The organism is Inquilinus ginsengisoli (genome assembly GCF_031453975.1).
GTDB lineage: Bacteria > Pseudomonadota > Alphaproteobacteria > DSM-16000 > Inquilinaceae > Inquilinus > Inquilinus ginsengisoli_A.
This window is the reverse complement of sequence record NZ_JAVDPW010000005.1, coordinates 324,587-349,501: the sequence shown is the minus strand read 5'-3', so window position 1 is coordinate 349,501 and position 24,915 is coordinate 324,587. Positions and strand designations below refer to the sequence as shown.

Genomic DNA, 24,915 nt, shown 5'->3' with positions numbered 1-24,915 from the left:
TCGATGAAGTACAGGATGGTGGCATCCGCGCTGGCGCTTGCCGTCGCGATGCTGGCGCCGGGCGCCATGAATGCGGTGTCGGCGCAGGAGCCGTCGACGATCACCGGCGGGTTCGACGTCGGGCCCGGCGGCTTCCAGGGCAATTTCAACCCGCTTGCCGCGACCGGCGGCTTCACCTGGCTCAGCCTCTATTTCGAGCCGCTGGTGATCAACGACGCCAGGCTGGAGACCATCGTCGGCGCCCTGGCCACGAGCTATGAGGTCAACGCGGACAAGACCGCATACACCTTCAAGCTGGCCGACACGACCTGGCATGACGGCCAGCCCTTCACCTCGGCGGATGTGAAGTTCACCATCGACACGGCGAAGAACGGCGCCACCGGCACCGTGTTCGCCGCCCGCTTGGGCGCTATCGCCTCGGTCGAGACGCCCGACGCGCACACCGCGGTGCTGAAGCTGTCGGCGCCCAATGCCGGGCTGCTGGCCACGCTGACCCAGCTGATGATGCTGCCGCAGCACGCGCTGAAGGACATCCCGGCGGATTCCCTCGCCAAGAACCCGTGGTGGTCGAAATCGCCGATCGGCACCGGCCCCTACAAATTCTCGCGCTACGTGACCGACCAGTATGTGGAACTTGCAGCGAACGCGGAGTACCGCGGCGGCAAGCCGGTCACCGACCGGATCATCAACCGCTACTTCGCCAACACCGCCGCGGCGGTCGCGACGCTGCGGTCCGGCGAGATCAGCTTCAGCTATGTCGAGGCCGACGACGTCGCGACCTTCAAGGACGACGCCGCCTTCAAGGTGATCGAGGGCAACTCCTTCGTCGTGAACTACCTGGGCTTCAACCAGGAGGTGCCGCTGTGGAAGGATTTGCGCGTGCGCCAGGCGGTGATGCACGCCATCAACCGCGATGCGATCGTGCAGAGCCTCTACAAGGGCGCGGCCGAGATGGCCAATTGCGGCTATGTCGCGCCGCGCTGATCCCCTCGGACATCGACCCCTACGCCTATGACCCGGAGAAGGCGAAGCAGCTGCTGGCGGAAGCGGGCTGGGACAAGATCAACGGCGACAAGCCGATCACGCTGCTGACCTACTACAACACGCCCCTGGCCGGGAACGTGCTGGCGGCGGTGCAGGCGATGCTGGCCCAGGTCGGCATCAACGTGGTGCCGCGGACGGTCGACACCCCGACCTACAACGCGACCATTTATGCCAAGAGCCCGGACTGGTCGCAATTCCCGCTGGTCTATGCCGGGCTGCAGAACGGCCCCGACCCCAGCGCCATCAACATCGGCCTGAACGAGAAGCAGATCCCGCCGGCCGGTGCCAACTTCCTGCGCATCCGGATGCCGGAGGTGACGGGCGCCTTCGATGCCGCGCTGAACCAGGTCGACGATGCCAAGCGGGCCGGCCTCTACCAGGGCGTCTGCAAGGCGATGAACGCCAACCTGCCCTGGGCCACCCTGTGGGTCGCCAAGCGCTACGGCGTCGCCTCCGGCAAGCTCAAGGACTTCACCTGGATCCCGGCCCCGGCCGGCGGCCCCTACGCCGCCCATGCCGAGAAGTGGGCGCTTGAATAGGTCGTCATTGAATTAGGTCGTCATTGCGAGCGCAGCGGAGCAATCCATCGGGCCGTTCGTGTGGCGCCATGGATTGCTTCGTCGGCTGCGCCTCCTCGCAATGACGAGGTTGGGGAAGAGGCCGATCGGTCGGGACGCGAGATGCTGAATTACTGCCTTCGTCGCCTTGCGGTCGGGTTCGGCATGCTGATCGCGCTCAGCATGCTGATCTTCGTGCTGCTGCGGCTCGCGCCGGGCGACCCGATCGACGCCTACATCAACCCGAATGTGGCGATGTCGCAGGCGGAGATGGATGCGGTGCGCACCCGGCTCGGCCTCGACCAGCCGCTGCCGCTGCAGTACCTGGCCTGGCTGGGCAGCGCGCTGCGCGGCGACCTCGGCTTCTCGCTCCAGCGCAACGGCGAGACCGTGCTCGGCCTCGTCGCCGAGCGGATCGGCCCGACCCTGCTGCTGATGGGCACCGGGCTGGCGATCGCCATCGTGGTCGGGATCGGCACCGGCATTCTCGGCGCCGTCCGGCGCAATTCGGCGACCGATGTCGGCCTTTCCGTGGCCGCCTTCTTCGGCATCTCCAGCCCGGCCTTCCTGACCGCGCTGGTCGGCCTCTACGTCTTTTCCGTCCTGGTCCGCTGGGCGCCGTCCGGCGGCATGCTGACGCCGGGCGCGCCGTTCTCCGTCGGCGACCTGCTGGGCCACCTGATCCTGCCGGCGATCCTACTTTCGATCGGGCACGCCGCCCTGATCATGCGCTACATGCGCGCCTCGCTGCTGGAGGTGCTGAACCAGGACTATGTGCGTTCGGCGCGGGCCAAGGGGGTCCGGGAGGTCTGGGTCATCCTCAAGCACGCGCTGCGCAACGCGCTGCTGCCGGTGGTCACCCTGATCGGATCGACCATCGGCATCGCGGTGGGCGGCGCGATCTTCCTGGAGAGCGTGTTCAACTGGCCGGGCATGGGCCTGCTGCTGGTCGGCGCGGTGGAGACCCGGGACTACCCGGTGATCATGGGCGCCACGCTGGTGGTCGGCGCCTGCGTGATCCTGGTCAACCTGCTGACCGACATCACCTACGCCGCGATCGACCCGCGGATCCAGGTGACGTGATGGCGGCGGTCGGCCTCTCCCCTCCCCGCCGCGGCAACGGCCCGCTCGCCCGCGCCTTCCGCCGGTTCGCGGCCAACGGCGCGGCGCTGGCCGGCATCGTCATCCTGGTGCCGATGCTGGTGCTGATCGCGGCCTACCCCCTGATCCTCGGCCACCGGCCGAACGACATCGACCTCCTGGCCCTCAACAAGGGGCCCAGCGCCGCGCATTGGCTCGGCACCGACGGCGTCGGGCGCGACATCCTGGTCCGGGTGCTGCAGGGCGGGCGCATCTCGATGCTGGTCGCCATCGTCTCGGTGGCGATCTCGGTGGCGATCGGCTTCCTGATGGGATCGGTCTCGGCCATGGGCGGGCGCGTCGCCGACACCCTGATCATGCGCTTCGTCGACCTCGCCATGACCCTGCCGCCGGTGATCTCGCTGCTGGTCCTGGCCTCGATCACCGGCGCGGGCATCGTGCCGACCATCGCGGTGATCTCGCTGCTGTCCTGGCCGGTGCTGGCGCGCATGGTGCGGGCCCGGCTGATGGAGCTGCGCGAGCGCGACTTCGTGGTGGCGTCGCGCGGCATGGGCGCCGGCCTCGGCCACCTGCTGTGGCGGCACGGCCTGCCCAATTCGATCGACATCCTGGTGGTCTACGCCACCTTGCAGATCGCCGCCGCCATCCTGCTCGAGGCCGGCCTGTCCTTCCTGGGCCTCGGCGTGCCGCCGCCGGAGGCGAGCTGGGGCAACATGCTGAACGCCGCCCGCAGCACCGTGGTGCTGGAGCAATACCCCTGGCAGTGGCTGTTCCCGGGCGCCGCCCTGGTGATCACCGTGCTGGCCATCAACTTCGTCGGCGACGGCCTGCGCGACGCCTTCGACCCCCGATCCGACCTCAACTGACCTCCCGAAAAGGCCCATCATGGCACCAGCCCCTTCGTTCCACGGCGTCGTCCCCCCCGTCGTCACGCCGCTGACCGCGAATTTCGAGGTGGACTACCCGTCCTTCACCCGCGTGCTGGAGCACCTGATCGACGGCGGCGTGCACGGCCTGTTCGTGCTGGGCTCCACCAGCGAGGTGGTGTTCCACGACGAGGCGACGCGGCGGCGCATCCTGGAGCATGCGATGAAGGTCGCGGGCGGCCGGGTGCCGGTGCTGGCCGGCGTGATCGACCCGACCACCGACCGGGTCATCGGCCACGCCAAGGTCGCCCAGGCGATCGGCGTCGCCGCGGTGGTGGTGACCGCGCCCTTCTACGCCCGCACCAGCGCGCCGGAGGTGGTCGACCATTTCCGCTATGTGCGCGAGGCCATCGACCTCCCGGTGATCGCCTACGACATCCCGGTCTGCGTCCATTTCAAGCTGGACCGCGCCAGCGTGGTGACGCTGGCCTGCGAGGGCACCATCGCCGGGCTGAAGGATTCGAGCGGCGACGACGGCAACTTCCGCTTCGCGCTGCTGGACCTGGCCGACCAGCCCGCAATCTCGCTGATGACCGGGTCCGAGATCGTGTGCGACTCCGCCCTGGCCGCCGGCGCGCACGGCATCGTGCCCGGCTTGGCCAATGTCGACCCGCATGGCTATGTCCGGCTCTACGACCTCTGCCGCAAGGGCGACTGGGCGGCGGCGCGGGCGGAGCAGGAGCGGCTGTGCCGCCTGTTCGAGATCGTCTGGGTTAGCCTGCCGCGCACCAGCGCCGGGTCGGCCGGCGTCGGCGGCTTCAAGACCGCGATGCGCCGGCTGGGCATCATCGAGACCAATGTCATGGCCCGGCCGCAGCGGGCGCTGAACGATGCCGAGGCGGCGAAGGTGGACGCCATCCTGCAGGCGACCGGCCTGCTGGGCTGACGCGCAATGGCCGAGCCGATCCTCGACATCCGCGGGCTTCGGACCGTCTTCCGCATCCGCGGCGGCGAGGTGACCGCCGTCGCGGATCTCGATCTCGCGATCGGGCCGTCGGAGACGGTGGCGCTGGTCGGCGAATCCGGATCGGGCAAGTCGGTGACCGGCCTGTCGATCATGGGGCTGCTGCCGGGCAAGGTCGGCCGCGTGGCCGAGGGGTCGATCCTGTTCCGCGGCAAGGACGGGACCCGGCGCGACCTCGCCACCCTGGACGGCGAGGCCCGCCGCCGCATCCGCGGCAACGACATCGGCATGGTGTTCCAGGAGCCGATGACCAGCCTGAACCCGGTCTTCACCATCGGCGACCAGATCGCCGAGCCGGTCCGCATCCATCTCGGCCAGGGCCGCCGGGACGCCCTGTCCACGGCGGTCGGGCTGCTCGAAAGCGTCGGCATCCCCGATCCGAAGCGGCGGGCGGGCCAGCATCCGCACGAGCTGTCCGGCGGCATGCGCCAGCGCGCCACCATCGCCATGGCGCTGGCCTGCGACCCGACGCTGCTGCTGGCCGACGAGCCGACCACGGCGCTGGACGTCACCATCCAGGCGCAGATCCTGGACCTGCTGCGCCGGCTGCAGGACGAGCGCGGCATGGCGGTGCTGTTCGTCACCCACAATCTCGGCGTGGTGGCGGAGATCGCCCATCGCGTGGCGGTGATGTATGCCGGCCGGATCGTCGAGACCGGGCCGGTGCGCGAGGTCTTCCGGCACCCGCGCCACCCCTACACCATCGGCCTGCTCGGCTCGGTGCCGAAGCTGGGCGAGGCGACGCGGCTGAAGGCGGCGGGCCTGAAGCTGGCCACCATCCCCGGCACGGTGCCCGGCCTGGCCGCCATGCCGCAGGGCTGCGCCTTCGCCCCGCGCTGCGCCCATGCCGTCGACGCCTGCCGCGCCGCCGTGCCGGCGCCGGCCGAGGTCGGCCCCGGCCACACCAGCCGCTGCATCCGATGGCAGGAGCTTTGACCATGGCGGATCCGCTTCTGGCGGTGCGCGGCCTCGCCAAGCATTTCGGCCCGGGCAGCTTCGGCCGCGGCCCGCTGGTGCGCGCGCTGGACGACATCAGCTTCGAGGTCGGGCGCGGCGAGGTGGTCGGGCTGGTCGGCGAATCCGGCTCGGGCAAGACCACCATCGGCCGCGCCGTGCTGCGGCTGATCGAGCCGACCGCCGGCGAAGTGGTGTTCGACGGCCGGGACCTGACCCGGCTGCCCGCCGCGGAGATGCGCCGGCAGCGGCGGCGGATGCAGTACATCTTCCAGGACCCCTTCGCCAGCCTGTCGCCGCGCATGACGATCGGCGGGATCCTGACCGAAGGCCTGGCCATCCAGGGCATCGGCACGCGGCGCGACCGGCTGGACAAGGCGCGGGCGGCGCTGGAATCGGTCGAACTGCCGGCCGATGCGGTCGACCGCTACGCCCATGAGTTCTCCGGCGGCCAGCGCCAGCGCATCGGCATCGCCCGGGCGCTGGTGCTGGAGCCGGAGTTCCTGGTGGCGGACGAGCCGGTCTCGGCGCTCGACGTCTCGGTGCAGGCGCAGATCGTCAACCTGATGCGCGGCCTGCAGCTGCGCCTCGGCCTGACCATGCTGTTCATCTCCCACGACCTCGCGGTGGTGGAGTACATCTGCGACCGGGTGATCGTGCTGTATCTCGGCCGGATCATGGAGATCGCGCCGAGCGAGCGGCTGTATGCGGCGCCGAAGCACCCCTACACCCGGGCGCTGCTCTCGGCGATCCCGGACCCCGATCCGGACCGGCCGCGCCAGCGGCAGATCCTGAAGGGCGACATCCCCAGCCCGGCCAACCCGCCCTCCGGCTGCGTCTTCCGCACCCGCTGCCCGCATGCCATCGACGCCTGCGCCCGCGAGACGCCGACGCTGGAGGAGGTGGAGCCCGGCCACTTCAAGGCCTGCATCAGACAGGATGCCAGCCGATGAAGCCGCCCTCTTCGTCATTGCGAGGAGGCGCAGCCGACGAAGCAATCCATGGGTCAGCACGAGCGGCCCGATGGATTGCTTCGCTACGCTCGCAATGACGATAGGGGGCTTTGGTGAAGGGAAGGAACGGAGCACTGCGGGGCAACTGGGCGACGCTGCTGCTGCCGATCGCGGATGACGACAGCATCGATTTCGGCCGCCTGGCCGAGGAGATCGACCTCCTGGTCGCGGCGGGCGTCGACGGCATCTATTCGAACGGCACGGCCGGGGAGTTCCACAACCAGACCGAACGCGAATACGACCGGATCCAGGCGCTTCTCGCCGAGCGATGCGGGGCCCTGCCCTTCGTGATCGGCGCCTGCCAGCCCGACCCCAGCATCGCGCGGGAGCGCGTGGCCCGGGCGCGGGCGCTGGCGCCGGCCGCGATCCAGGTCATCCTGCCGGACTGGTGGCCGGTGACCGAGGCCGAGGCGATCGATTTCCTGGAGCTGATGGCGGAGAGCGCCGGTGCCGTGCCGTTGGTGCTCTACAATCCGCCGCATGCCAAGCGCGTGTTAGCTCCAGATGAGCTCGGCAGGCTGGTGCGAGCCGCGCCTTCCGTCGCCGGCATCAAGCTCGCGGACGGCGACGCCGCCTGGTACGCCGCGGCGAAGGCGCATCTGTCCGGCACCGCCCTGTTCGTGCCCGGCCACCATCTCGCGACCGGCGTCAGCCATGGCGTCGCCGCCGGCGCCTTCTCCAACGTGTCCTGCCTGAGCCCGGCGGGCGCCCAGGCCTGGACCGACCGCATGGCGGTCGACATGGCGGCGGCCCTCGACCTGGAGCGCCGGATCTGCCGCTTCATGGACGAGCATGTGGTGCCGTTCCGGACGCTACAGGGCTATTCGAACGCGGCGCTGGACAAGCTGCTGGCCGCGATCGGCGCCTGGGGGCCGGTCGGAACCCGGCTGCGGCGCCCCTATCGCTGGATCCCCGAAAGCGAGGCCGCGCGCCTGCGGCCGATCGCACGGTCGCTGATGCCGGAGCTGTTCGCGACCTAGGACGCGCCGCCTGGGCCCAGTTTGGGCGGCTGACACCGGCGTGGGAATGGCCGCCTGCCGGCTCCCCAGGATCGTCATCGCGAGGAGCGCAGCGACGCGGCGATCCAGCGGCTCGATTCCTGGATTGCCACGCCCCTTCGGGGCTCGCAATGACGGATCTATAATTTGGACCGCTGGTCTGATTTGGTCGGCTGGGTGGCTGGCCGGGTCAGCCGCCGCCCGCTCATCCGCCTCGGGCGGCAATGCCGCCATGGAAGTCCGAGATCAGGCTGCGCAGCCCCGGCTCTTCCACCAGCAGCAGGGCGGCATCCGGATCGAGCCAGCGGGTCTCGCGCTCGCCATGCTCCGGCCAGGTCCGGCGCTGGCGTTCGACCTGGAGGGGAAAGACATGCACCTCGCACCGCACGCTGAGATCGTCGTCGTCCAGCCACTTGTCGTAGACGAAGCTGCCGATCGAGATGGTCCTCACGACGCCCTGGACGCCGGCCTCCTCATAGGCCTCCCGCGCCGCCGACTTGGCCGGTGTCTTGTGCTTGATCGCCCAGCCCTTCGGGATGATCCACCGCCGGGTCCGCCGGCTGGTCACCAGCAGGATCTCGAGCGATCCGTCCTGCCGGAACCGATAGGGAAGCGCGCCGAACTGGAGGCGGGTCGCCTGCTCTCGTCCCGTCATAATCCCTAGTTTGCCTCGCTCATGATCACGTGTTCACCGCCGGTGGAGCACTGTGGCGCCCGGAACCCGGGCGAATGAACCTCTGCAATATCGGGTGACATCAAATCGTTCCCTTTATGCTTGGCTTGTCTGGCGAAATTGAGGCGCGGCCGACATCCGGTCAGATCCTGACCGAACGGCGCCAGACCAGGTCCGGCGCCAGCTCAATTCTGGTCGGGGCCATGCGGTCGTCGCGACTTTTCGAGGCCAGCGCCGCGACGTGGGCCGCGATGTCTGCGACCGGATGGTCGAAGGTGGTGAGCCGGTAGGACAGCCAGCCGGCCTGCTGGACATTGTCGAAGCCGATGACCGACAGGTCTTCCGGCACGTGCAGCCCGAAGACGTGCCGCGCCGCATCGATCAGGCCGAAGGCGGTGATGTCGTTGACGCAGAACACCGCGTCCGGCCGCACCGGGGCCGCGAACAGCTGGTGCGCGGCGGCGACGCCGTTGTCGTAGCCGGTCATCTGGCCCTGCCGCACCACCTGGGGCTCGATCCCGACCGCGCGCGCGGCGGCCACGAACGCGTCGGTCCGGGCCGACAGGCTGGGCGTGCCGAGCCCGGTGGTGACCACGGCCGGCCGGCGGCAGCCGGCCTGCAGGAACAGGCCCAGCGCCGTCCGCGCCGCGCCGGCATTGTCGAGCCGGATGTTGTCGGGCCCGACGATGTGGTCGTCGCGGCTGATCAGGATCAGCCTCTGCCCGTTGTCGAGGCATTCGCGCACGATCGACTGGGCCGGCGTGCCCGACATCACCACCGTCGCATCGGCGCGGTAGTTCAGGGCCCGGCGCAGCGTGGCGGCGATGTCGTCGGACGGGCCGCCGACGCTGAGCAGGACGGCGACCTTGCCGGCCTCCTGCAGCCGTTCGGTGATCGCCCGGGCCATGCGCGACGGCTGCGGCGAGTCGATGTCGGCCACCACTAGGCAGACGATGCCGGTCTGCCGCCCCGACACGCCGCGGGCCAGGTGATTGACGTGATAGCCCAGCTCCGTCGCCGCGGTCAGGACGCGGCGGCGCGTCTCCTCCGACACGCTGGCGCCGGGGGTGAAGGTGCGGGACACCGCCGACCGCGACACCCCGGCCCGCTCAGCCACCGAGCGCGCGCCGACGAAGCCGCGGGCGTCGAGCTCGGGGTCCGGCAGGGCTGGCGATCGGCTCCGGCGGCCCGTCATGGCCGTTCTCTCCATCATTCGGGAGGGATCATAGGATTTTTGCAACTGTGTGCAAACACCTTGGTTCCGGTGCCGTAAGAAAACTGTCACGATTTGTCGTTGACGGGACCAGCAGGATCGAACAGCATTTTGCACACGGTTGCAAACGAGCTCTTCGCCGCAAAGGCGGGAGACTGATGGGAGGACCAGGATGTCCATGACGTCGAAAGCCGCCACCCTGTCCTGCGCGGCGATCGCGCTGGCCGCGGGGCTGGCGTTGCAGGCGGCCCCCGCCCGGGCCGAGGGCTCGGTGGTGGTCTATTGCGGCGTCAACGAGGAATGGTGCCGGGCCGCGGCCGGCGCCTTCCAGGAGAAGACCGGCATCCATGTCGACATGACGCGGCAGAGCGCCGGCGAGATCTTCGCCCGGCTGCGCGCCGAGAAGGACAATCCGCGCGGCGACATCTGGTACGGCGGCACCGGCGACCCGCATCTGCAGGCCGCGGCCGACGGGCTGACCGAGCCCTACAAATCGCCCCAGCTCGACCAGCTCAGGGACTGGGCGCAGGACCAGGCCAAGCGCTCCGGCGACCGCACGGTGGGGCTGTACCTCGGCATCCTCGGCTTCGGCTACAACGAGACCGAGCTGAAGAGCCGCGACCTGGCCGCGCCGGCCTGCTGGGCCGACCTGCTGAAGCCCGAATTCCAGGGCGAGGTCCAGATGGCCGACCCCAACTCCTCCGGCACCGCCTGGACCATGCTGGCGACCATCGTGCAGCTGATGGGCGAGGACAAGGCGTTCGAGTACCTGGTCGGCCTGAACAAGAACATCGACCAGTACACCAGCGCCGGCGCGGCGCCGGCGCAGGCGGTGGGCCGCGGCGAGACCATCGTCGGCATCGCCTTCCAGCACGACCTGATCAACGCCGCCAAGCAGGTGCCGGCGGTGAAGGTGGTGTCGCCCTGCGAGGGCACCGGCTACGAGATCGGGTCGATGAGCCTGATCAAGGGCGCCCGCCACGCCGAGGAGGCCAGGAAGTTCTACGACTGGGCCCTGACGCCCGAGGCGCAGGCGATCGCGGCGAAGAACGGCAGCTTCCAGATGCCGTCGAACAAGGCCTCCGCAGTGCCGCCGGAATCCCCCGACACCAGCAACATCAAGCTGATCCACTACGATTTCGAAAAGTACGGCTCCTCCGCCGAACGCACCCGGCTGCTGTCGCGCTGGACCAAGGACGTGAAGAACGGCGGCTGAGGAGCGGATTGCTGAGGCGACGGAGATGAGAAAGGGAGCGGCCACGCGGCGCCTGTCGGCCCCTCGCCTGTGCCTTCTGCTCGGCTGGGCCGCGGCCCTGCTGCTGCCCTGGTACGGGGTGGAGGGCGGGCTGGTGGCGGCGCTGACCGAGGGCGGGGCGCCGGCGGTGCTGGAAGGGCTGCGCGGCCATCCCTGGCTGTTCGGGCTGCTGCTGCCGCTCCTGCTCGCCAGCGCGGCCGAGCTGTGGCCGCGGCCGCGGCTGCTGGTCGCGGCCGGCATGATCGGCCTGGGCTGGACCCTGCTGCAGGCCTTCGCCATCGACCGGCGCGGCTGGGCGCTGGTCGACCTCGGCAGCCTCGCCGGGTGGACCGCCTCCCAGCCGGCGCTCGGCTGGGGCGCCCTGCTCTACCTGCTCGCCATGGCGCTGCTGGTCGCCCACGGCCTGGCCCGCCTGGGCTGGTGCAAGGGCGATGCCTTCACCGTCGGCGCCCTGACCATCGTCTGCGGCTCGATCCTGGTCTTCGTCGGCTACCCCGTGCTGTGCGTCCTGCTCTCCGCCTTCAAGGACAATGAGGGCCAGGTCGACCTGCCGCTGTTCGCCGACAAGCTGACCGATTCCTCGATCTGGGGCCTGTCCTGCCTGAGCGGCGGCCGCAACTGCGGCGTGGCCTGGAACTCGCTGGCCCAGGCCACCCTGGTCGGGGTGCTCAGCACGCTGCTGGGCCTCGCCTTCGCCCTGGTGGCCAACCGCACCCGCTTCCCGTTCCCGCGGCTGTTCAAGGTGCTGGCGATCCTGCCGGTGATCACGCCGCCCTTCGTCATCGGCCTGGCGCTGATCCTGCTGTTCGGCCGGGCCGGCATGGTCACGACCATGCTGGGCGAATGGTTCAACCTGCCGCGCAGCCGCTGGATCTACGGCATGCCGGGCCTGACCATCGCCCAGCTGCTGGCCTTCACCCCGATCTCCTACCTCGTCCTGCTGGGCGTGCTGCAGGGCGTCAGCCCCAGCATGGAGGAGGCGTCGCAGACGCTGCGCAGCGGTCCCTGGCGCACCTTCCGCCATGTCACCTGGCCGCTGATCCGGCCGGGCCTGGCCAACGCCTTCCTGATCGCCTTCATCGAAAGCCTGGCCGATTTCGGCAACCCGATGATGATCGGCGGCAATTTCCGGGTGCTGTCGACCAGCGTGTATTTCGCTGTGGTCGGCGCGGCGCAGGACCAGGGCCAGGCCGCCGTGCTGGCGATCGTGCTGCTGAGCTTCAGCCTGTCGGCCTTCCTGCTGCAGCGGCTGTGGACCGGGCGGAAAAGCTACGTCACCGTGTCGGGCAAGGGCGATGCCGGCCTGCCCGGGCGGCTGCCGACCGGCCTCAGGATCCTGTGCTACACCGTGGTCCTGCCCTGGATCGCGCTGACCGTCGCGGTCTACGCCATCATCCTGTTCGGCGGCTTCGTCAACGCGGTCGGCAGCGACAACACCCCGACGCTGAAATACTTCCTGACCGCCTTCGGCATCGGCCAGGGCGACCATGGCTGGTACCTGGCCGGGTCGGCCTGGAACTCGCTGATCACCACGCTCGAGGTCGCGCTGCTGGCCATGGTCCCGACCGCGGCGCTGGGCATCCTGACCGCCTATCTGCTGAACCGGCAGCGCTTCGCCGGCCGCGGCGCCTTCGAGTTCCTGACCATGATGAGCTTCGCCATCCCCGGCACGGTGATCGGCATCAGCTACATCCTGGCCTTCAACAGCGGCCCGATCGAGCTGACCGGCACCGCGATGATCATGATCATCGCCTTCGTGTTCCGGAACATGCCGGTGGGCATCCGCGCCGGGCTGGCCAATCTCAGCCAGATCGACCGCAGCCTGGACGAGGCGTCGCTGACCCTCGGCGCCCGGTCCGCCACCACGCTGCGGCGGGTGATCCTGCCGATCCTGCGGCCGGCGATCACGACCTCGCTGGTCTATGCCTTCGTCCGGGCCATCACCAGCGTCAGCGCGGTGATCTTCCTGGTCAGCGGCGAGTTCAACCTCGCCACCGTCTACATCGTCGGCCGGGCCGAGTTCGGGGAATACGGGCTGGCGATCGTCTACTCCGCGGTCCTGATCACCATCATGGTCCTGGCCCTCCTGGTGATCCAGGCGGTGGTGGGCGAACGGCGGATCGGCCGCCGCCCGGCGGCCGCCGCGACACCCCGCAACCGTCCAGCAGTGGTGCAGGCGTGACCCGAGAAACCAAGCTGAACGACCCGGCGCGCGCCGGCGACCCGGCCCCCGGACTGCCGGCGGTGGAGTTCCGCACCGTCAGCAAACGCTATGGTGCGGTGGCCGCGGTCGACCGCATCGGCTTCACCATCGAACGCGGCACCCTGGTCACCCTGCTGGGGCCGTCGGGCTGCGGCAAGACCACGACGCTGCGCCTGATCGCCGGGCTGGAGCTGGCCAGCGAGGGCCGCATCCTGATCGACGGCGAGGACGTCACCCACCGCTCCGCCGCCGAGCGCGACGTCAGCATGGTGTTCCAGTCCTACGCGCTGTTCCCGCATATGAGCGTGATGGACAATGTCTGCTACGGCCTCCGCGCCTCCGGCATCAAGCAGGCCCGGGCCGAGGCCATGGCGGCGGAGAAGCTGGCGGCGGTCGGCCTGTCCGGCTTCGAACGGCGGTTGCCGAGCGAGCTGTCCGGCGGCCAGCAGCAGCGCGTCGCCGTGGCCCGCGCCATCGTTCTCGAACCCAAGGTGCTGCTGTTCGACGAGCCGCTGTCGAACCTCGACGCCAAGCTGCGGCGCCGGGTGCGCGAGGACATCCGCGGCCTGCAGCAGGCGCTGGGCCTGACCGTGGTCTATGTCACCCATGACCAGGAGGAAGCGCTGGCCGTGTCCGACCGCATCGTGGTGATGCATTCGGCCCGGATCGTCCAGGACGGCACGCCACGCGACCTGTATGAGCGGCCGGCCAACCGCTTCATCGCCGACTTTATCGGCAATGCCAACCTGCTGCCGGTCACGGTGCAGCGCCAGGACGGGGCGATGGCCCGGGTCGCGCTGGGCGGGGCCACGCTGCAGCTGCCGCATCGCGACCTGCCCGCCGGCGCCTTCGAGATCGCGGTGCGGCCCCAGGCGATCCGGCTGCGGGCGGGCGGCCCCCAGCCGGGCGAGCTCGGCGGCGTGATCCGCAAGGCGGCCTATCTCGGCAGTCACATGGAGTATCAGGTGGAGCTTATGGAGATCGGGACCGAGGCCTTCGTCATCGACGGCGATGTCGGCACCCCCCTGGCCCCCGGCACCGCGGTCGGCGTTGCCATCACGGCCGACGGGGCCGCCCTGGTGCCGGCGGACGAGGCGGCATGATGGACAGCCTGGACACACGCTGCGCCTTCGGCGTCGACCTGGTCCTGCGCGCGGGCGCCCTGGCGCTGGGCATGCGCCGGACCCTGGCGCCGATCGAGGCCAAGAGCGCGATCGACTTCTGCACCGAGGCCGACCGCGCGGTGGAGCAGCTGGTGCGCGAAGAGGTCACTCGGCGCTTCAACGACGCCGTGATCGGCGAGGAGTATGGCGGCGAGGCCGCCAACCGGGTGTGGGTGGTCGACCCGATCGACGGCACGGCGGGATACATCCACGGCAACAACCGGTGGTGCGTGTCGCTGGCCTATCTCTGGCGCGGCGAGATCGAGATCGGCATCATCTACGCCCCGGCCGATGATCGCCTGTTCGTCGCCCAGCGTGGCCGCGGCGCGACCCTGAATGGACGGCCGATCCAGGTCAGCGGGCTGAGGCACGGCGCGGCGCCGGTGGTGGAGGTGGGCTGGTCCGAACGCCGGCCGCTCTCGGCCTTCTGCACCCTGCTGCAGCGGCTGACCGACGCCGCCATCGAGTTCCGGCGCCACGGATCCGGCGCGCTCGGCCTCGCGGAGGTCGCCTGCGGCCTGAACGACGGTTACGCCGAGCTCCACATCAATTCCTGGGACGCCCTGGCCGGCATCCTGCTGGTGCGCGAGGCCGGCGGCTGGACCAACGACTTCCTGGCGGATGACGGGCTGCGCCGCGGCAACCTTCTGCTCGCCGCCACCCCGGTGCTGCGCGACCGGCTGGTGACGATGACCCAGGACCTGCACCGCGCGACCGACCACCCCACCGCCCTGGCCGGCTAGATCGGTCGGGCCGGGCCAGGCGAGGCCGTGGTCGCGCGGATGATCAGTTCCGTGCCCAGCACATGGGCCGCGCCGCGGGAGACGCCGGACGACAGCTGGTCGAGCAGGATCTCGATCGCCGTCCGGCCGGCATCGTTCGAGCGCGACGAGATGGTGGTCAAAGGCGGGTAGGTCCGCGCGCCCAGCACGTCGTCGCAGCCGATCACGCTGAAGGCGGCCGGCACCTCGATCCGCAGCCCTGCCAGCCCGGCCAGAAGCCCCTGCGCCACCAGGTCGTCGAAGGCGATGGCGGCGGTGGTGCGGGCGGACAGCACCGCCGGCGCCGCCGCCACCCCGCCCTCATAGGACGGGCGCTGGGCCGCGACCTCGACCGCCGTGACGCCGAGATCCTCGGCCGCCCGCAGCACCGCCGACCGGCGCTGCTGGTTCGACCAGGACGAGGGCGGCCCGCCGATATAGGCGATGCGCCGGTGGCCGAGATCGTGGAGATGCCGCACCGCCGCCGCGGTGCCGGAGGCGCTGTCGATCAGCACCCGGTCCAACCCCTCGACGTCCCGGTTGACCAAGACGATCGGGCGGCGCCCGCGATGCGCCCGGATCGCATCCTCGGCCAGGCGCGACGAGGCCAGCACGAAGCCGTCGACCTGGGCGGCGAGCTTGCCGATCAGCCGGTCCTCGCGCGCCGGGTCCTCGTCGGTGTCGCCGAGGAAGACGCACAACCCGGCATCGTCGGCGCGGGCCTCGGCGGCACGGATCAGCGGCGGGAAGAACGGGTTGGCGACGTCGGGCACGATCAGGGCGATGTTGCCGTAGCGTCCGGTCGACAGCGCCCGTGCCACCTGGTTCGGGGCGTATCCCAGCGCGGCCGCGACCTCCATCACCCGGGCCACCGTCGCCGGGTTCAGCATGTCGGGCCGGGTGAAGGCGCGCGACACGGTCGATCGCGCCACGCCGGCGGCCCGGGCCACCTGCTGGATCGTCGGGATCGGCTTCGACGGCTGGTCCATGTGAGTCCACTGCTTCGACTCCTCCTTCTTAGCGCGACTGCGGGGCGCCGCGAAGCGTTGCGTGCGGAGAGAAATTCTCCGTGCAACCGGTTGCGGCTTGACCGGCAACCGGTTGCACGGCAGTGTTTTCGTCAGAACGGCCCGATCAACCGGCCGGCCACGACGATGGGGGACTTCATGGCGACGATCGACTGGGTGGTGTTGTGGATCTACTTCCTGCTGATGATCGGCATCGGCGTGTGGGCCCGGCGCCAGATCAAGACCGCAGCGGATTTCTTCACCGCCGGGGGGCGGATGCCATGGTGGCTGTCGGGCGTGTCGCACCACATGTCGGGCTATAGCGCGGCGGTGTTCGTCGGCTATGCCGCGATCGCCTACACCGCGGGCTTCACCCTCTATGTCTGGTGGGCGATCGGCATCGCCTTCGCCATGGTGGTCGGATCCTTCCTGTTCGCGCCGCGCTGGTCGCGGCTGCGCCAGCGGCTGGAGATCATCTCGCCGCTCGAATACCTCTCCACCCGCTACGGCATCCCGACCCAGCAGGTGCTGGCGTGGAGCGGCGGCGCCCTGAAGGTGTTCGATGTCGGCGCCAAATGGACCGCGACCGCGCTGCTGCTGAAGGTCTTCGCCGACGTGCCCCTGGTGTGGGGCGTGCTGCTGACCGGCGGCGTGACCCTGATCTATTCCACCATCGGCGGGCTGTGGGCCGATGCGCTGACCGACCTCAGCCAGTTCGTCATCCAGCTGCTGGCCGGCGCGGTGCTGTTCGTGGCGGTGCTGGCCAAGCTGGGCGGCATCTCGGCGATCTGGACCATCTGGGGCCAGCTGCCGCCGGGCCATTCGCAGCCCTTCAACGGCCAGTACACCGTGGTGTTCGTGCTGGTCTACCTGCTGATCAACACCCTGTCCTACAATGGCGGCACCTGGAACCTGGCGCAGCGCTTCATCGCCGCGCCGAGCGGGCGGGACGCGCGCAAGGCGGCGCTGCTGTCCGCGGCGCTGTACCTGGTGTGGCCGCTGATCCTGTTCTTCCCGATGTGGGCGGCGCCGCTGATCCTGCCGAACCTGGCCGAGCCGCAGCAATCCTATGCCCTCTTGACCCAGACCCTGCTGCCGACCGGGCTGGTCGGGCTGGTGCTGGCCGGCATGTTCGCGCACACCATGGCGATGACCTCGTCGGACGCCAATGCGGTGTCGGCCGTGGTCACCCGCGACATCCTGCCGGTGGTGTGGAAGGGCGCGCGGCGCATGTCGGAGAAGACCGAGCTGTTCATCGGCCGGCTGAGCACCTTCCTGTTCATCGCGCTGTCGATGGGCATCGCGCTGACCGCCGACAGCTTCGGCGGCGTGCTGGGGCTGATCATCCTGTGGTTCGGCGCGCTGGTCGGCCCGATCGCCATCCCGATGCTGCTGGGCATGCTGCCGGCCTTCCGCCGCTGCGGCCCGGCCGCGGCGCTGACCTCCTGGGCCACCGGCCTGGTCGTCTTCGTGCTGGTGAAATACGTCTTCGTCGACCAGATTAAGGCGCTGAACCCGGATTGGACGACCTCGATCACCGTGGCCGGCCCGGTGCTGAGCTCGCTGGCGGTGTTCATCGTGGTCGGCCTGGTCGCACCCTGGCGGAACCCCGAGGCCGACGCCCTGATCGACGCGCTGGAGAGCGACGAGACCGCGGCGGTGGGCGCCACCACCCGGATGGCGAGGACCGGCCGTGCCTGACCTCGTATCGATCGCCGACCCGGCGGCGCTGCGCCGGTCGACCGCCCGGCACCTGGTCGACGACGTGCTGGCCTGGTGGCTGGCCCATGGCCCGGACGACCGGCGCGGCGGCGTCTTCACCTGCTGGAGCAATGAGGGCGACCGCTTGCTGTCCCGCGACAAGTACACCTGGTCGCAGGGGCGCTGGGTCTGGCTGATGGCGCGGCTGGCCCGCGCCGCCCGGCTGGGGCTGGTGGAGGTGGACGGCGCCGCCTGCCTCGACCGGGCGGAACGGACGGCGGCCTTCCTGCGCGACCATGCGCTGCTGCCGGACGGCACCACCGCCTATCTGACCGCGGAGGACGGCACGCCGCAGCCCTCCGCCGCCGGGCAAGGGTTGCACAGCAGCGTCTTCGCCGACCTGTTCGTGGCCCTGGGCTTCGCCGCGCTGGCGGCGGAGACCGGGCGCGCCTCCTGGGGCGATGCGGCGGACCGTCTGCTGGCCGATGCCGCCCGGCGCATCGCCACTGGCACCGCGCTGACCGAGCCCTATCCGATCCGGGCTGGCTTCCGCGGCTTCTCGCTGCCGATGATCCTGGTCGGGGTCGGCGCCGAGGTGCACGCCGCCACCGGGTCGCGGGAGTCCGCCGCCACGGTCCTGCGTGCCGCCCGCGAGATCGAGGCGGTGTTCCTGGAGGGGGACCGGATCGCCGAGATGGTGGCGGCCGACCCCGCCGATGGCGACACGCTGCTGGCGCGGCACCGCACGCCGGGCCATGTGCTGGAGGCCTGCTGGTTCCTGCTGCAGGCCGGCGAGACCCTGCGCCGGAGCGGCGCCGACGCCGACAGCCACCTGTTCGAGCCGGCGGTGCTGGCCGACATCGCGGCGCGATCCGCGGCGCTGGGTTGGGACGAGGCGCAGGGCGGCCTGCTGCGCTATGTCGACCGCGACGGCGGCGAACCCCGGGGCCGCCGCACCGGCGACCGCTATGAGGACCTTGTCGCCGACACCTGGGACACCAAGCTGTGGTGGCCGCATGCCGAGGCGATGGTCGCCACGCTGTTGCTGCATCTCGAGACCGGCCGGGCCGACCTGGCGGCCTGGCACGACCGCGTCGCGGCCTACACCTACCGGGTCTTCCCCCAGGGGCCCGGCGCCGAATGGATCCAGATCCGCGACCGCGCCGGGGCGCCGCTGGCCAAGACCGTCGCCCTGCCGGTGAAGGACCCGTTCCACATCGCCCGAAGCCTGCTGCTGATGGTGGAGCGGCTGGCGGATCACGACGGCCTGCCCGGCCGACGGAGTGCTGCATGACCAACCCCGCTTTCGCACCGACCGGCACGATCGATGTCCGCATCCATCCCAGCCGCGCGGAGATGGGGCGCGCCGCCGCCGCCCTGGTGGCGACGGAGATGCGGGCCCGGCTGGCGGGAGGCGCCGGCCTGCGCATGATCTTCGCCGCGGCGCCGAGCCAGGCCGAGATGCTGGAGGCGCTGGTGGCGGAGCCCGGGATCGACTGGGGCCGGGTCACCGCCTTCCACATGGACGAATACATCGGCCTGGCCGAGGGCGCGCCGGAGCGCTTCGCCCTGTGGCTGCGCCGCCATCTGTTCGACCGGGTGCCGTTCGCGGCGGTCCATGCCATCAATCCCGGCCGGGATCCGGCGGCCGCCGCCCGGGCCTATGCCGCGGCGCTGGACGCAGCGCCGATCGACATCGTCTGCCTCGGCATCGGCGTCAACGGCCACCTCGCCTTCAACGACCCGCCGGTGGCCAATTTGGCCGATCCCGAGGATGTGAAGATCGTGGAGCTGGACGCCACCTGCCGCCAGCAGCAGGTGGACGATGGCTGCTTCGCCGGGTTCGACGACGTGCCGACCCATGCCATCACCCTGACCGTGCCGCGGCTGCTGCGGGCGGACCGGCTGGTCTGCGTCGTGCCCGGGGCCGCGAAGCGCGACGCCGTGCGCCGCGCCCTGCAGGACCCGATCGGCGCCGCCTGCCCGGCGACGGCGCTGCGGCAGCACCCGCGGGTGGTACTGTTCCTGGATGCGGAGGCGAATCCCGATGGCTGAGATCGATGCCGATGCCCTGTGCGCCGCCTATCTCGACCGCACCCAGGACCTAATGCGGTCGATCCTGGAGACGGAGCGCGACAGCCTGGACCGCGCCGCGGACCGGCTGGCCGACCAGATCGCGGCCGACCGGCTGATCCATGTCTTCGGCCCCGGCGGCCATTCCAACCTGGCGGCGCAGGAGGTGTTCTTCCGCGCCGGCGGGCTGATGCACATCTCCGCCATCCTCGACGAGGGCACGCTGCTGTCGAACGGCGCGCTGCGGTCGATGGCGATCGAGCGGACGCCCGGCTATGGCCGGGTGGTGATCGCCGACAGCGAGCTGGGGCCGGGCGATGTGCTGATCCTGGTCAACGCCTATGGCATCAACGCCGCGCTGATCGATGCGGCGATCGAGGCGAAGCGGCGCGGCGCTTTCGTCATCGGCATCAGCTCGCGCAGCCATGCCGACCAGACCTCGCCGGACCATCCGGCCCGCCATCCCACCAAGCAGAACCTGCACGCGCTGGCCGACATCGCGATCGACACCAAGGTGCCGGTCGGCGACGCCGTGGTGGCGATTCCGGGCATGGGCGAGCCGGTGGCCGCGATCTCCACCTTCGCCAACGCCTTCGCCCTGAACTGCCTGGTGATCCGCACGATCGCCAAGCTGGCCGGGCGGGGCATCGAGCCGCCGGTCTGGCGCAGCGGCAACGCCCCCGGCGGCGACGCGGCGAATGCCCGCTTCATCGGCCGGTTCAGGGGCCGGGTGCGGTCGCTGTGACCACCACGGTCACCGGGCGCGATCCCGCCACCGGCCGCAGCTTGGCCGTCACGGTCGAAGCCGGCCGGATCGCGGCGATCGCCGACGGGCCGGCCGGCGAGACCGCCTGGCTGTCGCCGGGGCTGGTCGACCTGCAAGTCAACGGCTTCGCCGGGCACGACCTGAACAGCGGCGGGCTGACGGCCGACACGGTGGCGCAGCTGGCGGCCGTGCTGCGCACAGGCGGCGTCACCACCTTCCTGCCGACCCTGATCACCGCGCCGGAGGCGTCGATCGTGGCGGCGCTGCGGGCCATCGCCGCGGCGCGCGCCGCCGACCCGCTGGTCGCCCATGCCATCCCTTCCGTGCATGTCGAAGGACCGCACATCGCGCCGGAGGACGGGCCGCGCGGAGCCCATCCGCGCGACCAGGTCCGGCCGCCCAACCTGGCCGAGTTCGACCGCTGGCAGGCGGCCTGCGGCGGGCTGGTGGGGCTGGTGACGCTGTCGCCGCACCATGCCGGGGCGCCGGCCTATGTCCGCGCCCTGACCGCCCGCGGCGTCCACGTCGCGATCGGCCACACCCAGGCGACCGACGCCGAGATCCGGGCGGTGGTGGAGGCCGGGGCCGTGCTGTCGACCCATCTCGGCAACGGCATCGCGGCGGTGCTGCCGCGCCACCCCAATCCGATCTGGACCCAGCTGGCCGAAGGCCGGCTGACCGCATCCTTCATCACCGACGGCCACCACCTGCCGGCCGAGGTGTTCAAGGCCATGCTGCGGGCCAAGGGGCTGGACCGCGCGGTGCTGGTGTCGGATGCCGCGGCGCCCGGCGGCCTGCCGCCCGGGATCTACGACCAGCCGATCGGCGGCCGGGTGGAGCTGACCGCCGACGGGCGGCTGGGCGTCCCCGGCACCCCGTTCCTGGCCGGCGCGGCCCGTCCCCTGGCCCAGGACGTCGCCCTGGCGATCGGCATGGCCGGGATCTCGCTGGCCGACGCCCTGCGCCTCGCCACCGCCAATCCCGGCCGCTTCGTCGGCGGGCGCGGTGTGCTGGCCGTGGGCGCGCCGGCCGACCTCATCCGCTTCCGCTGGGCGCCGGGCGACCGGGATCTCGCCATCGAGACCGTCCTGGTCCTGGGCGAGGAGCGGCCGTGACCGGCCAGGTCCAGGCCGGCGTCGCGGTGGTAGATGTGACGCCGCCGCCGGGGCTGGCCATGTCCGGCTTCGCCGCGCGCACCGCGCCGGCCTCGGGCGTCCATGATCCGCTCACGGTGCGGGCGGTGGCGGTGGGCGACACCGCGATCGTGGTCGCCGACGTGATCGGCCTGCACGAGGACAGCTGCCGGCGCATCCGGGAGCGCGCCGGCCTGCCCGGCGGCCACCTGGTCGTCGCCGCCACCCACACCCATGGCGGGCCGGTGGCGATGCCCGGCCGCCTCGGCCCGGGGCTGGACGAGGCCTATCTGGAACGGCTGGAGCAGGCCTGCGTGCAGGCCGTCGGCGCCGCCCTCGCCGCCCGCCGTCCGGCGCGGCTGGGCTTCGGCCTGGGGGCGGATCCCGGCATCGCCCGCAACCGCCGCCACGCCGGCGGGCCGGTCGACCCGGCGCTGCCGATGCTGCGGATCCGGGACGCCGAGGGCGCCGTGATCGCGGTGGTGGCGTCCCATGCGCTGCATCCGGTGGTGCTGGGCGCCGACAACACCCGGTTCACCGCCGATTATCCCGGCGCGGTCCGCCGCCGGATCGAGGCCGCGCATCCCGGCGCGGTGGCGCTGTTCCTGACCGGCTGCACCGGCGACATCAACATGGGCCATTCGGCCCAGGCCTCGATCTCGACCGCGCCGCGCCCCGACCGCAGCTTCGCGGAGGCGGAGCGCATCGGTGCGCGGATCGCGGACGCCGCGCTGCAGGCGCCGGACCGGCCGCTCGGCGACCACATCGCCGCAGGCTGCACCGAGCTGCACCTGGCGCTGGCACGGACCGAGATGGAGGCCCCGGCGGCGTTGGCCATGGAATGGCGCCGGCAGGCCGCCGCCGCGGACCCGGCATGGGCGGCCCTGCTGCGGATCTGGATCGAGTGGGCGGAGACCAAGGCGCCGCTGCCGCTGGCGCCCTGGCCAGCGCGGGTCACCGTGCTCGACTGGGGCGGACTGCGCATCATCGCGCTGCCGGGCGAGATCTTCGCGCAGACGGCGCTCGACCTCCGCCGCAGCCTCGACGGCGACCCGCTGCGGGGGCCGACCATGACCATCGGCTTCGCCGATGGCTGCCCCGGCTATGTCCCGCCTGCGGCCGAATACCCGCATGGCGGCTACGAGGTCGAGGAGGCGCACCGCTACTACGGCATGCCGGCGGCGATGGCGCCGGGGTCGGCCGAGAGGCTGGCGGCCGCGGCGCTGGACCTAGCGCGGAGCCTTACGTCGTCTCAGTGATGCAGGATCTTGCTCAGGAAGGCCCGGCTGCGGTCGGTCTTGGGGTCGGAGAAGAATTCCTCCGGCGGGCCGATCTCGACGATGCTGCCCTGGTCCATGAACACGACCCGCTGGGCGACCTTCCGGGCGAAACCCATCTCGTGGGTCACCACCATCATGGTCATTCCCTCCTCGGCGACGGCAACCATGACGTCCAGCACCTCGCTGATCATCTCGGGATCGAGCGCCGAGGTCGGTTCGTCGAACAGCATGATCTTGGGGCGCATGCACAGGCTGCGGGCGATCGCGACCCGTTGCTGCTGGCCGCCGGACAGCTGGCTGGGATAGGCGTCAACCTTGTCGGCCAGCCCGACCTTGGCCAGGAGCTCGCGCCCGGCCTGCTCCGCCTCGGCCCGCGGGGTCCGGCGCACATGGATCGGCGCCAGCGTGACGTTCTGCAGCGCGGTCTTGTGCGGGTACAGGTTGAACTGCTGGAACACGAAGCCGATCTCGGTGCGCAGCCGCGGCATGTCGGTGGCGGGGTCGCCCAGACGCTGGCCGTCCACCACCAGGTCGCCGCTCTTGATCGTCTCCAGGCCGTTGACGCAGCGGATCAGCGTGCTCTTGCCCGAGCCGCTGGGCCCGCAGACCACCACCACCTCCTTGGGCTGCACGTCGAGCGTCACCTCGCGCAGCACGTGGAGCGGGCCGAACCATTTGTTGACGCCGCGGAATTCGATCACGGTCTGGTGCCTTCCTGGATGCGCGGCCGTCGCGTCGTCACAGCTGGACCTCGGCATGGGCGGCGCCCATGCGGCGTTCGATCCGGCGGGCGATGGCGAGCAGCGGGTAGCACACGATGAAATAGCCGAGGCCGATGAGCCCGAAGACCAGGAGCCCGTTGGGCACCCGCTGCACCACCAGCCAGCCGACCCGGGTCAGGTCGGTCAGCCCGATCGCGGACACCACCGAGGAATCCTTGATCAGCAGCACGTACTGGCCGACCAGCGGCGGCAGGATGATGCGCATCGCCTGGGGCAGCACCACATGCCGCATCCGCTGCCACCGGGACAGGCCGGAGGCCAGCGCCGCCTCGACCTGGCCCTTGGGCACGGCGCCGATGCCGCCCGCCACGATCTCGCAGATGAAGCAGGCCGCCAGGTTGCTGAGCGCGATGACGCCGGCGGTGAAGGCTTCCAGCTCGATCCCGGCCTCCGGCAGGATGAAGAAGATCAGGAAGATCTGGACCAGGAACGGCGTGCCCCGGATCAGGTCGACCCAGGCGCCGATCACCAGCCGCACCACGCGGTTGCCCCCTGCCCTGAGCATGCCCATGGCGAAGCCGACCAGCGACCCGGCGAGGAGACCGATCAGCGACACGGCCACGGTGGTGCCCAGGCCGCGGAGCGCCAGGGGATAGCTGCCGACGAGGCTTTGCAGCTGCTGCCAGATCATCATGCGGGCCTGTCCTGGCGGACCGGGCGGAGGCCGACCCAGCGCGCCGACAGCGCCGCCAGGGCCTTGAGCCCGTAATAGAGGATGAGGTAGCAGGCGGCGGTGGTGATGAAGGCCTCCGCCGGCATGAAGCGGTCGGAGGCGAGGCTCTGCCCGGCCCGGGTCAGCTCGGCGACGGCGATCAGCGACAGCAGCGCCGAATCCTTCACCAGCACGATCGCCTGGCCCAGCAGCGGCGGGATCGTCACCTTGAAGGCCTGCGGCAGGATGACGAGGCGCATGCGCTGGGCGAAGGTCATGCCCGAGGAGATGCCGGCCTCGACCTGCCCGCGCGGGATCGACAGGATGCCCGCCCGGATGATCTCGGCGACATAGGCGCCGCTGTTCAGCGACAGGGCCAGGATGCCGACGACCAGCTCGGGCAGGACGATGCCGAGCCGGGGCAGCCCGAAATACAGGAAGTACAGCTGGGCCAGCAGCGGCGTGGCGCGGATCGCGTCGATGAAGGCCACCGCCGGGGCGCGCAGCAGCTTCGTAGGCTGCAGCTTCAGGGCGCAGGCGATGATCCCGACCGCCAGGGCGCCGGCGAAGGCGATCAGCGACAGCCACAGCGTCGTCGCCAGCCCGGACCCGAAGGCGGGCAGGGATTCGAGGATGACGCGAAAGCTGAAGTTACCGAGCATGGTCTGGCGCCCCTCCCCCTCTGCCGACGGCACG

At 70.9% G+C, this 24,915-nt stretch carries 24 protein-coding genes; 18 read left to right on the top strand and 6 right to left on the bottom strand.

Annotated features, from left to right (window positions below):
• Positions 1 to 3 precede the first annotated feature (3 nt).
• From E9232_RS16085 to E9232_RS16050, 8 genes are all read left to right on the top strand, one after another.
• Positions 4 to 984 carry an ABC transporter substrate-binding protein gene (locus tag E9232_RS16085; RefSeq protein ID WP_309795341.1) on the top strand — a complete coding sequence of 327 codons (981 nt, stop codon included), beginning with the start codon at positions 4 to 6 and terminating at the stop codon, positions 982 to 984.
• Positions 960 to 1,583, top strand: a complete 624-nt coding sequence (locus E9232_RS16080) for an ABC transporter substrate-binding protein (protein ID WP_309795339.1) — start codon at positions 960 to 962, stop codon at positions 1,581 to 1,583. The genes E9232_RS16085 and E9232_RS16080 overlap by 25 nt, the downstream gene beginning before the upstream one ends.
• Positions 1,584 to 1,724: 141 nt before the next feature.
• On the top strand, positions 1,725 to 2,684 hold the full coding sequence (locus E9232_RS16075; RefSeq protein WP_309795337.1) for an ABC transporter permease: 960 nt from the start codon (positions 1,725 to 1,727) through the stop codon (positions 2,682 to 2,684).
• The gene (locus tag E9232_RS16070) at positions 2,684 to 3,568 is read left to right on the top strand and encodes an ABC transporter permease (RefSeq protein ID WP_309795724.1); all 885 of its coding nucleotides are present in this window, start codon (positions 2,684 to 2,686) and stop codon (positions 3,566 to 3,568) included. The genes E9232_RS16075 and E9232_RS16070 overlap by 1 nt, the downstream gene beginning before the upstream one ends.
• A 19-nt stretch (positions 3,569 to 3,587) precedes the next feature.
• On the top strand, positions 3,588 to 4,514 hold the full coding sequence (locus E9232_RS16065; protein WP_309795335.1) for a dihydrodipicolinate synthase family protein: 927 nt from the start codon (positions 3,588 to 3,590) through the stop codon (positions 4,512 to 4,514).
• A gap of 6 nt (positions 4,515 to 4,520) precedes the next feature.
• Complete coding sequence (locus E9232_RS16060) at positions 4,521 to 5,528, top strand: ABC transporter ATP-binding protein (RefSeq protein WP_309795334.1); 1,008 nt, start codon at positions 4,521 to 4,523, stop codon at positions 5,526 to 5,528.
• 2 nt (positions 5,529 to 5,530) lie between these two features.
• Positions 5,531 to 6,499, top strand: coding sequence for an ABC transporter ATP-binding protein (locus tag E9232_RS16055; RefSeq protein ID WP_309795332.1), 969 nt, complete (start codon positions 5,531 to 5,533; stop codon positions 6,497 to 6,499).
• A 113-nt stretch (positions 6,500 to 6,612) separates the two neighbouring features.
• Positions 6,613 to 7,539, top strand: a complete 927-nt coding sequence (locus E9232_RS16050; RefSeq protein WP_309795330.1) for a dihydrodipicolinate synthase family protein — start codon at positions 6,613 to 6,615, stop codon at positions 7,537 to 7,539.
• A gap of 223 nt (positions 7,540 to 7,762) precedes the next feature.
• Here the strand turns inward: E9232_RS16050 and E9232_RS16045 are convergent, their stop codons facing one another.
• Both E9232_RS16045 and E9232_RS16040 read right to left on the bottom strand, forming a co-directional pair.
• Positions 7,763 to 8,212 carry an NUDIX hydrolase gene (locus E9232_RS16045; protein ID WP_309795328.1) on the bottom strand — a complete coding sequence of 150 codons (450 nt, stop codon included), beginning with the start codon at positions 8,210 to 8,212 and terminating at the stop codon, positions 7,763 to 7,765.
• Between the two features lie 160 nt (positions 8,213 to 8,372).
• A complete protein-coding gene (locus tag E9232_RS16040) occupies positions 8,373 to 9,425 on the bottom strand; it encodes a LacI family DNA-binding transcriptional regulator (RefSeq protein WP_309795326.1) in 1,053 nt (350 codons plus the stop codon).
• Between the two features lie 196 nt (positions 9,426 to 9,621).
• Here E9232_RS16040 and E9232_RS16035 point away from each other — a divergent pair, with 196 nt between their 5' ends.
• From E9232_RS16035 to E9232_RS16020, 4 genes are read left to right on the top strand one after another with little or no spacing between them, the layout of a single operon-like run.
• Complete coding sequence (locus E9232_RS16035) at positions 9,622 to 10,659, top strand: ABC transporter substrate-binding protein (protein WP_309795325.1); 1,038 nt, start codon at positions 9,622 to 9,624, stop codon at positions 10,657 to 10,659.
• 25 nt (positions 10,660 to 10,684) lie between these two features.
• Positions 10,685 to 12,880 carry an ABC transporter permease gene (locus E9232_RS16030; RefSeq protein ID WP_309795323.1) on the top strand — a complete coding sequence of 732 codons (2,196 nt, stop codon included), beginning with the start codon at positions 10,685 to 10,687 and terminating at the stop codon, positions 12,878 to 12,880.
• Positions 12,877 to 14,004, top strand: a complete 1,128-nt coding sequence (locus tag E9232_RS16025; protein WP_309795321.1) for an ABC transporter ATP-binding protein — start codon at positions 12,877 to 12,879, stop codon at positions 14,002 to 14,004. Before E9232_RS16030 ends, E9232_RS16025 begins: the two co-directional genes overlap by 4 nt.
• The gene (locus E9232_RS16020; RefSeq protein ID WP_309795319.1) at positions 14,001 to 14,807 is read left to right on the top strand and encodes an inositol monophosphatase family protein; all 807 of its coding nucleotides are present in this window, start codon (positions 14,001 to 14,003) and stop codon (positions 14,805 to 14,807) included. The genes E9232_RS16025 and E9232_RS16020 overlap by 4 nt, the downstream gene beginning before the upstream one ends.
• On the opposite strand, the gene E9232_RS16015 is transcribed toward E9232_RS16020, so the two are convergent.
• On the bottom strand, positions 14,804 to 15,814 hold the full coding sequence (locus tag E9232_RS16015; RefSeq protein WP_309795317.1) for a LacI family DNA-binding transcriptional regulator: 1,011 nt from the start codon (positions 15,812 to 15,814) through the stop codon (positions 14,804 to 14,806). The two genes, E9232_RS16020 and E9232_RS16015, sit on opposite strands and share 4 nt — an antisense overlap.
• Before the next feature lie 177 nt (positions 15,815 to 15,991).
• Here E9232_RS16015 and E9232_RS16010 point away from each other — a divergent pair, with 177 nt between their 5' ends.
• Genes E9232_RS16010 through E9232_RS15985 form a run of 6 tightly spaced genes read left to right on the top strand, consistent with a single transcriptional unit; the run spans position 15,992 to position 22,764 of the window.
• A complete protein-coding gene (locus tag E9232_RS16010; RefSeq protein WP_309795314.1) occupies positions 15,992 to 17,533 on the top strand; it encodes a sodium:solute symporter family protein in 1,542 nt (513 codons plus the stop codon).
• Positions 17,526 to 18,827 carry an AGE family epimerase/isomerase gene (locus E9232_RS16005; RefSeq protein WP_309795312.1) on the top strand — a complete coding sequence of 434 codons (1,302 nt, stop codon included), beginning with the start codon at positions 17,526 to 17,528 and terminating at the stop codon, positions 18,825 to 18,827. The genes E9232_RS16010 and E9232_RS16005 overlap by 8 nt, the downstream gene beginning before the upstream one ends.
• The gene (locus E9232_RS16000) at positions 18,824 to 19,588 is read left to right on the top strand and encodes a 6-phosphogluconolactonase (protein ID WP_309795310.1); all 765 of its coding nucleotides are present in this window, start codon (positions 18,824 to 18,826) and stop codon (positions 19,586 to 19,588) included. The genes E9232_RS16005 and E9232_RS16000 overlap by 4 nt, the downstream gene beginning before the upstream one ends.
• Positions 19,581 to 20,351, top strand: coding sequence for a sugar isomerase domain-containing protein (locus tag E9232_RS15995; RefSeq protein WP_309795308.1), 771 nt, complete (start codon positions 19,581 to 19,583; stop codon positions 20,349 to 20,351). Before E9232_RS16000 ends, E9232_RS15995 begins: the two co-directional genes overlap by 8 nt.
• Complete coding sequence (locus E9232_RS15990; protein ID WP_309795306.1) at positions 20,348 to 21,487, top strand: N-acetylglucosamine-6-phosphate deacetylase; 1,140 nt, start codon at positions 20,348 to 20,350, stop codon at positions 21,485 to 21,487. The genes E9232_RS15995 and E9232_RS15990 overlap by 4 nt, the downstream gene beginning before the upstream one ends.
• Positions 21,484 to 22,764, top strand: coding sequence for a hypothetical protein (locus tag E9232_RS15985; protein ID WP_309795305.1), 1,281 nt, complete (start codon positions 21,484 to 21,486; stop codon positions 22,762 to 22,764). Before E9232_RS15990 ends, E9232_RS15985 begins: the two co-directional genes overlap by 4 nt.
• Here the strand turns inward: E9232_RS15985 and E9232_RS15980 are convergent.
• From E9232_RS15980 to E9232_RS15970, 3 genes are read right to left on the bottom strand one after another with little or no spacing between them, the layout of a single operon-like run.
• Entirely contained in the window at positions 22,758 to 23,543 is a 786-nt protein-coding gene (locus tag E9232_RS15980; RefSeq protein WP_445351986.1) for an amino acid ABC transporter ATP-binding protein, read from the bottom strand. The two genes, E9232_RS15985 and E9232_RS15980, sit on opposite strands and share 7 nt — an antisense overlap.
• Positions 23,524 to 24,201, bottom strand: coding sequence for an amino acid ABC transporter permease (locus tag E9232_RS15975; protein ID WP_309795300.1), 678 nt, complete (start codon positions 24,199 to 24,201; stop codon positions 23,524 to 23,526). Before E9232_RS15975 ends, E9232_RS15980 begins: the two co-directional genes overlap by 20 nt.
• On the bottom strand, positions 24,198 to 24,881 hold the full coding sequence (locus E9232_RS15970; RefSeq protein ID WP_309795298.1) for an amino acid ABC transporter permease: 684 nt from the start codon (positions 24,879 to 24,881) through the stop codon (positions 24,198 to 24,200). Before E9232_RS15970 ends, E9232_RS15975 begins: the two co-directional genes overlap by 4 nt.
• Positions 24,882 to 24,915 lie beyond the last annotated feature (34 nt).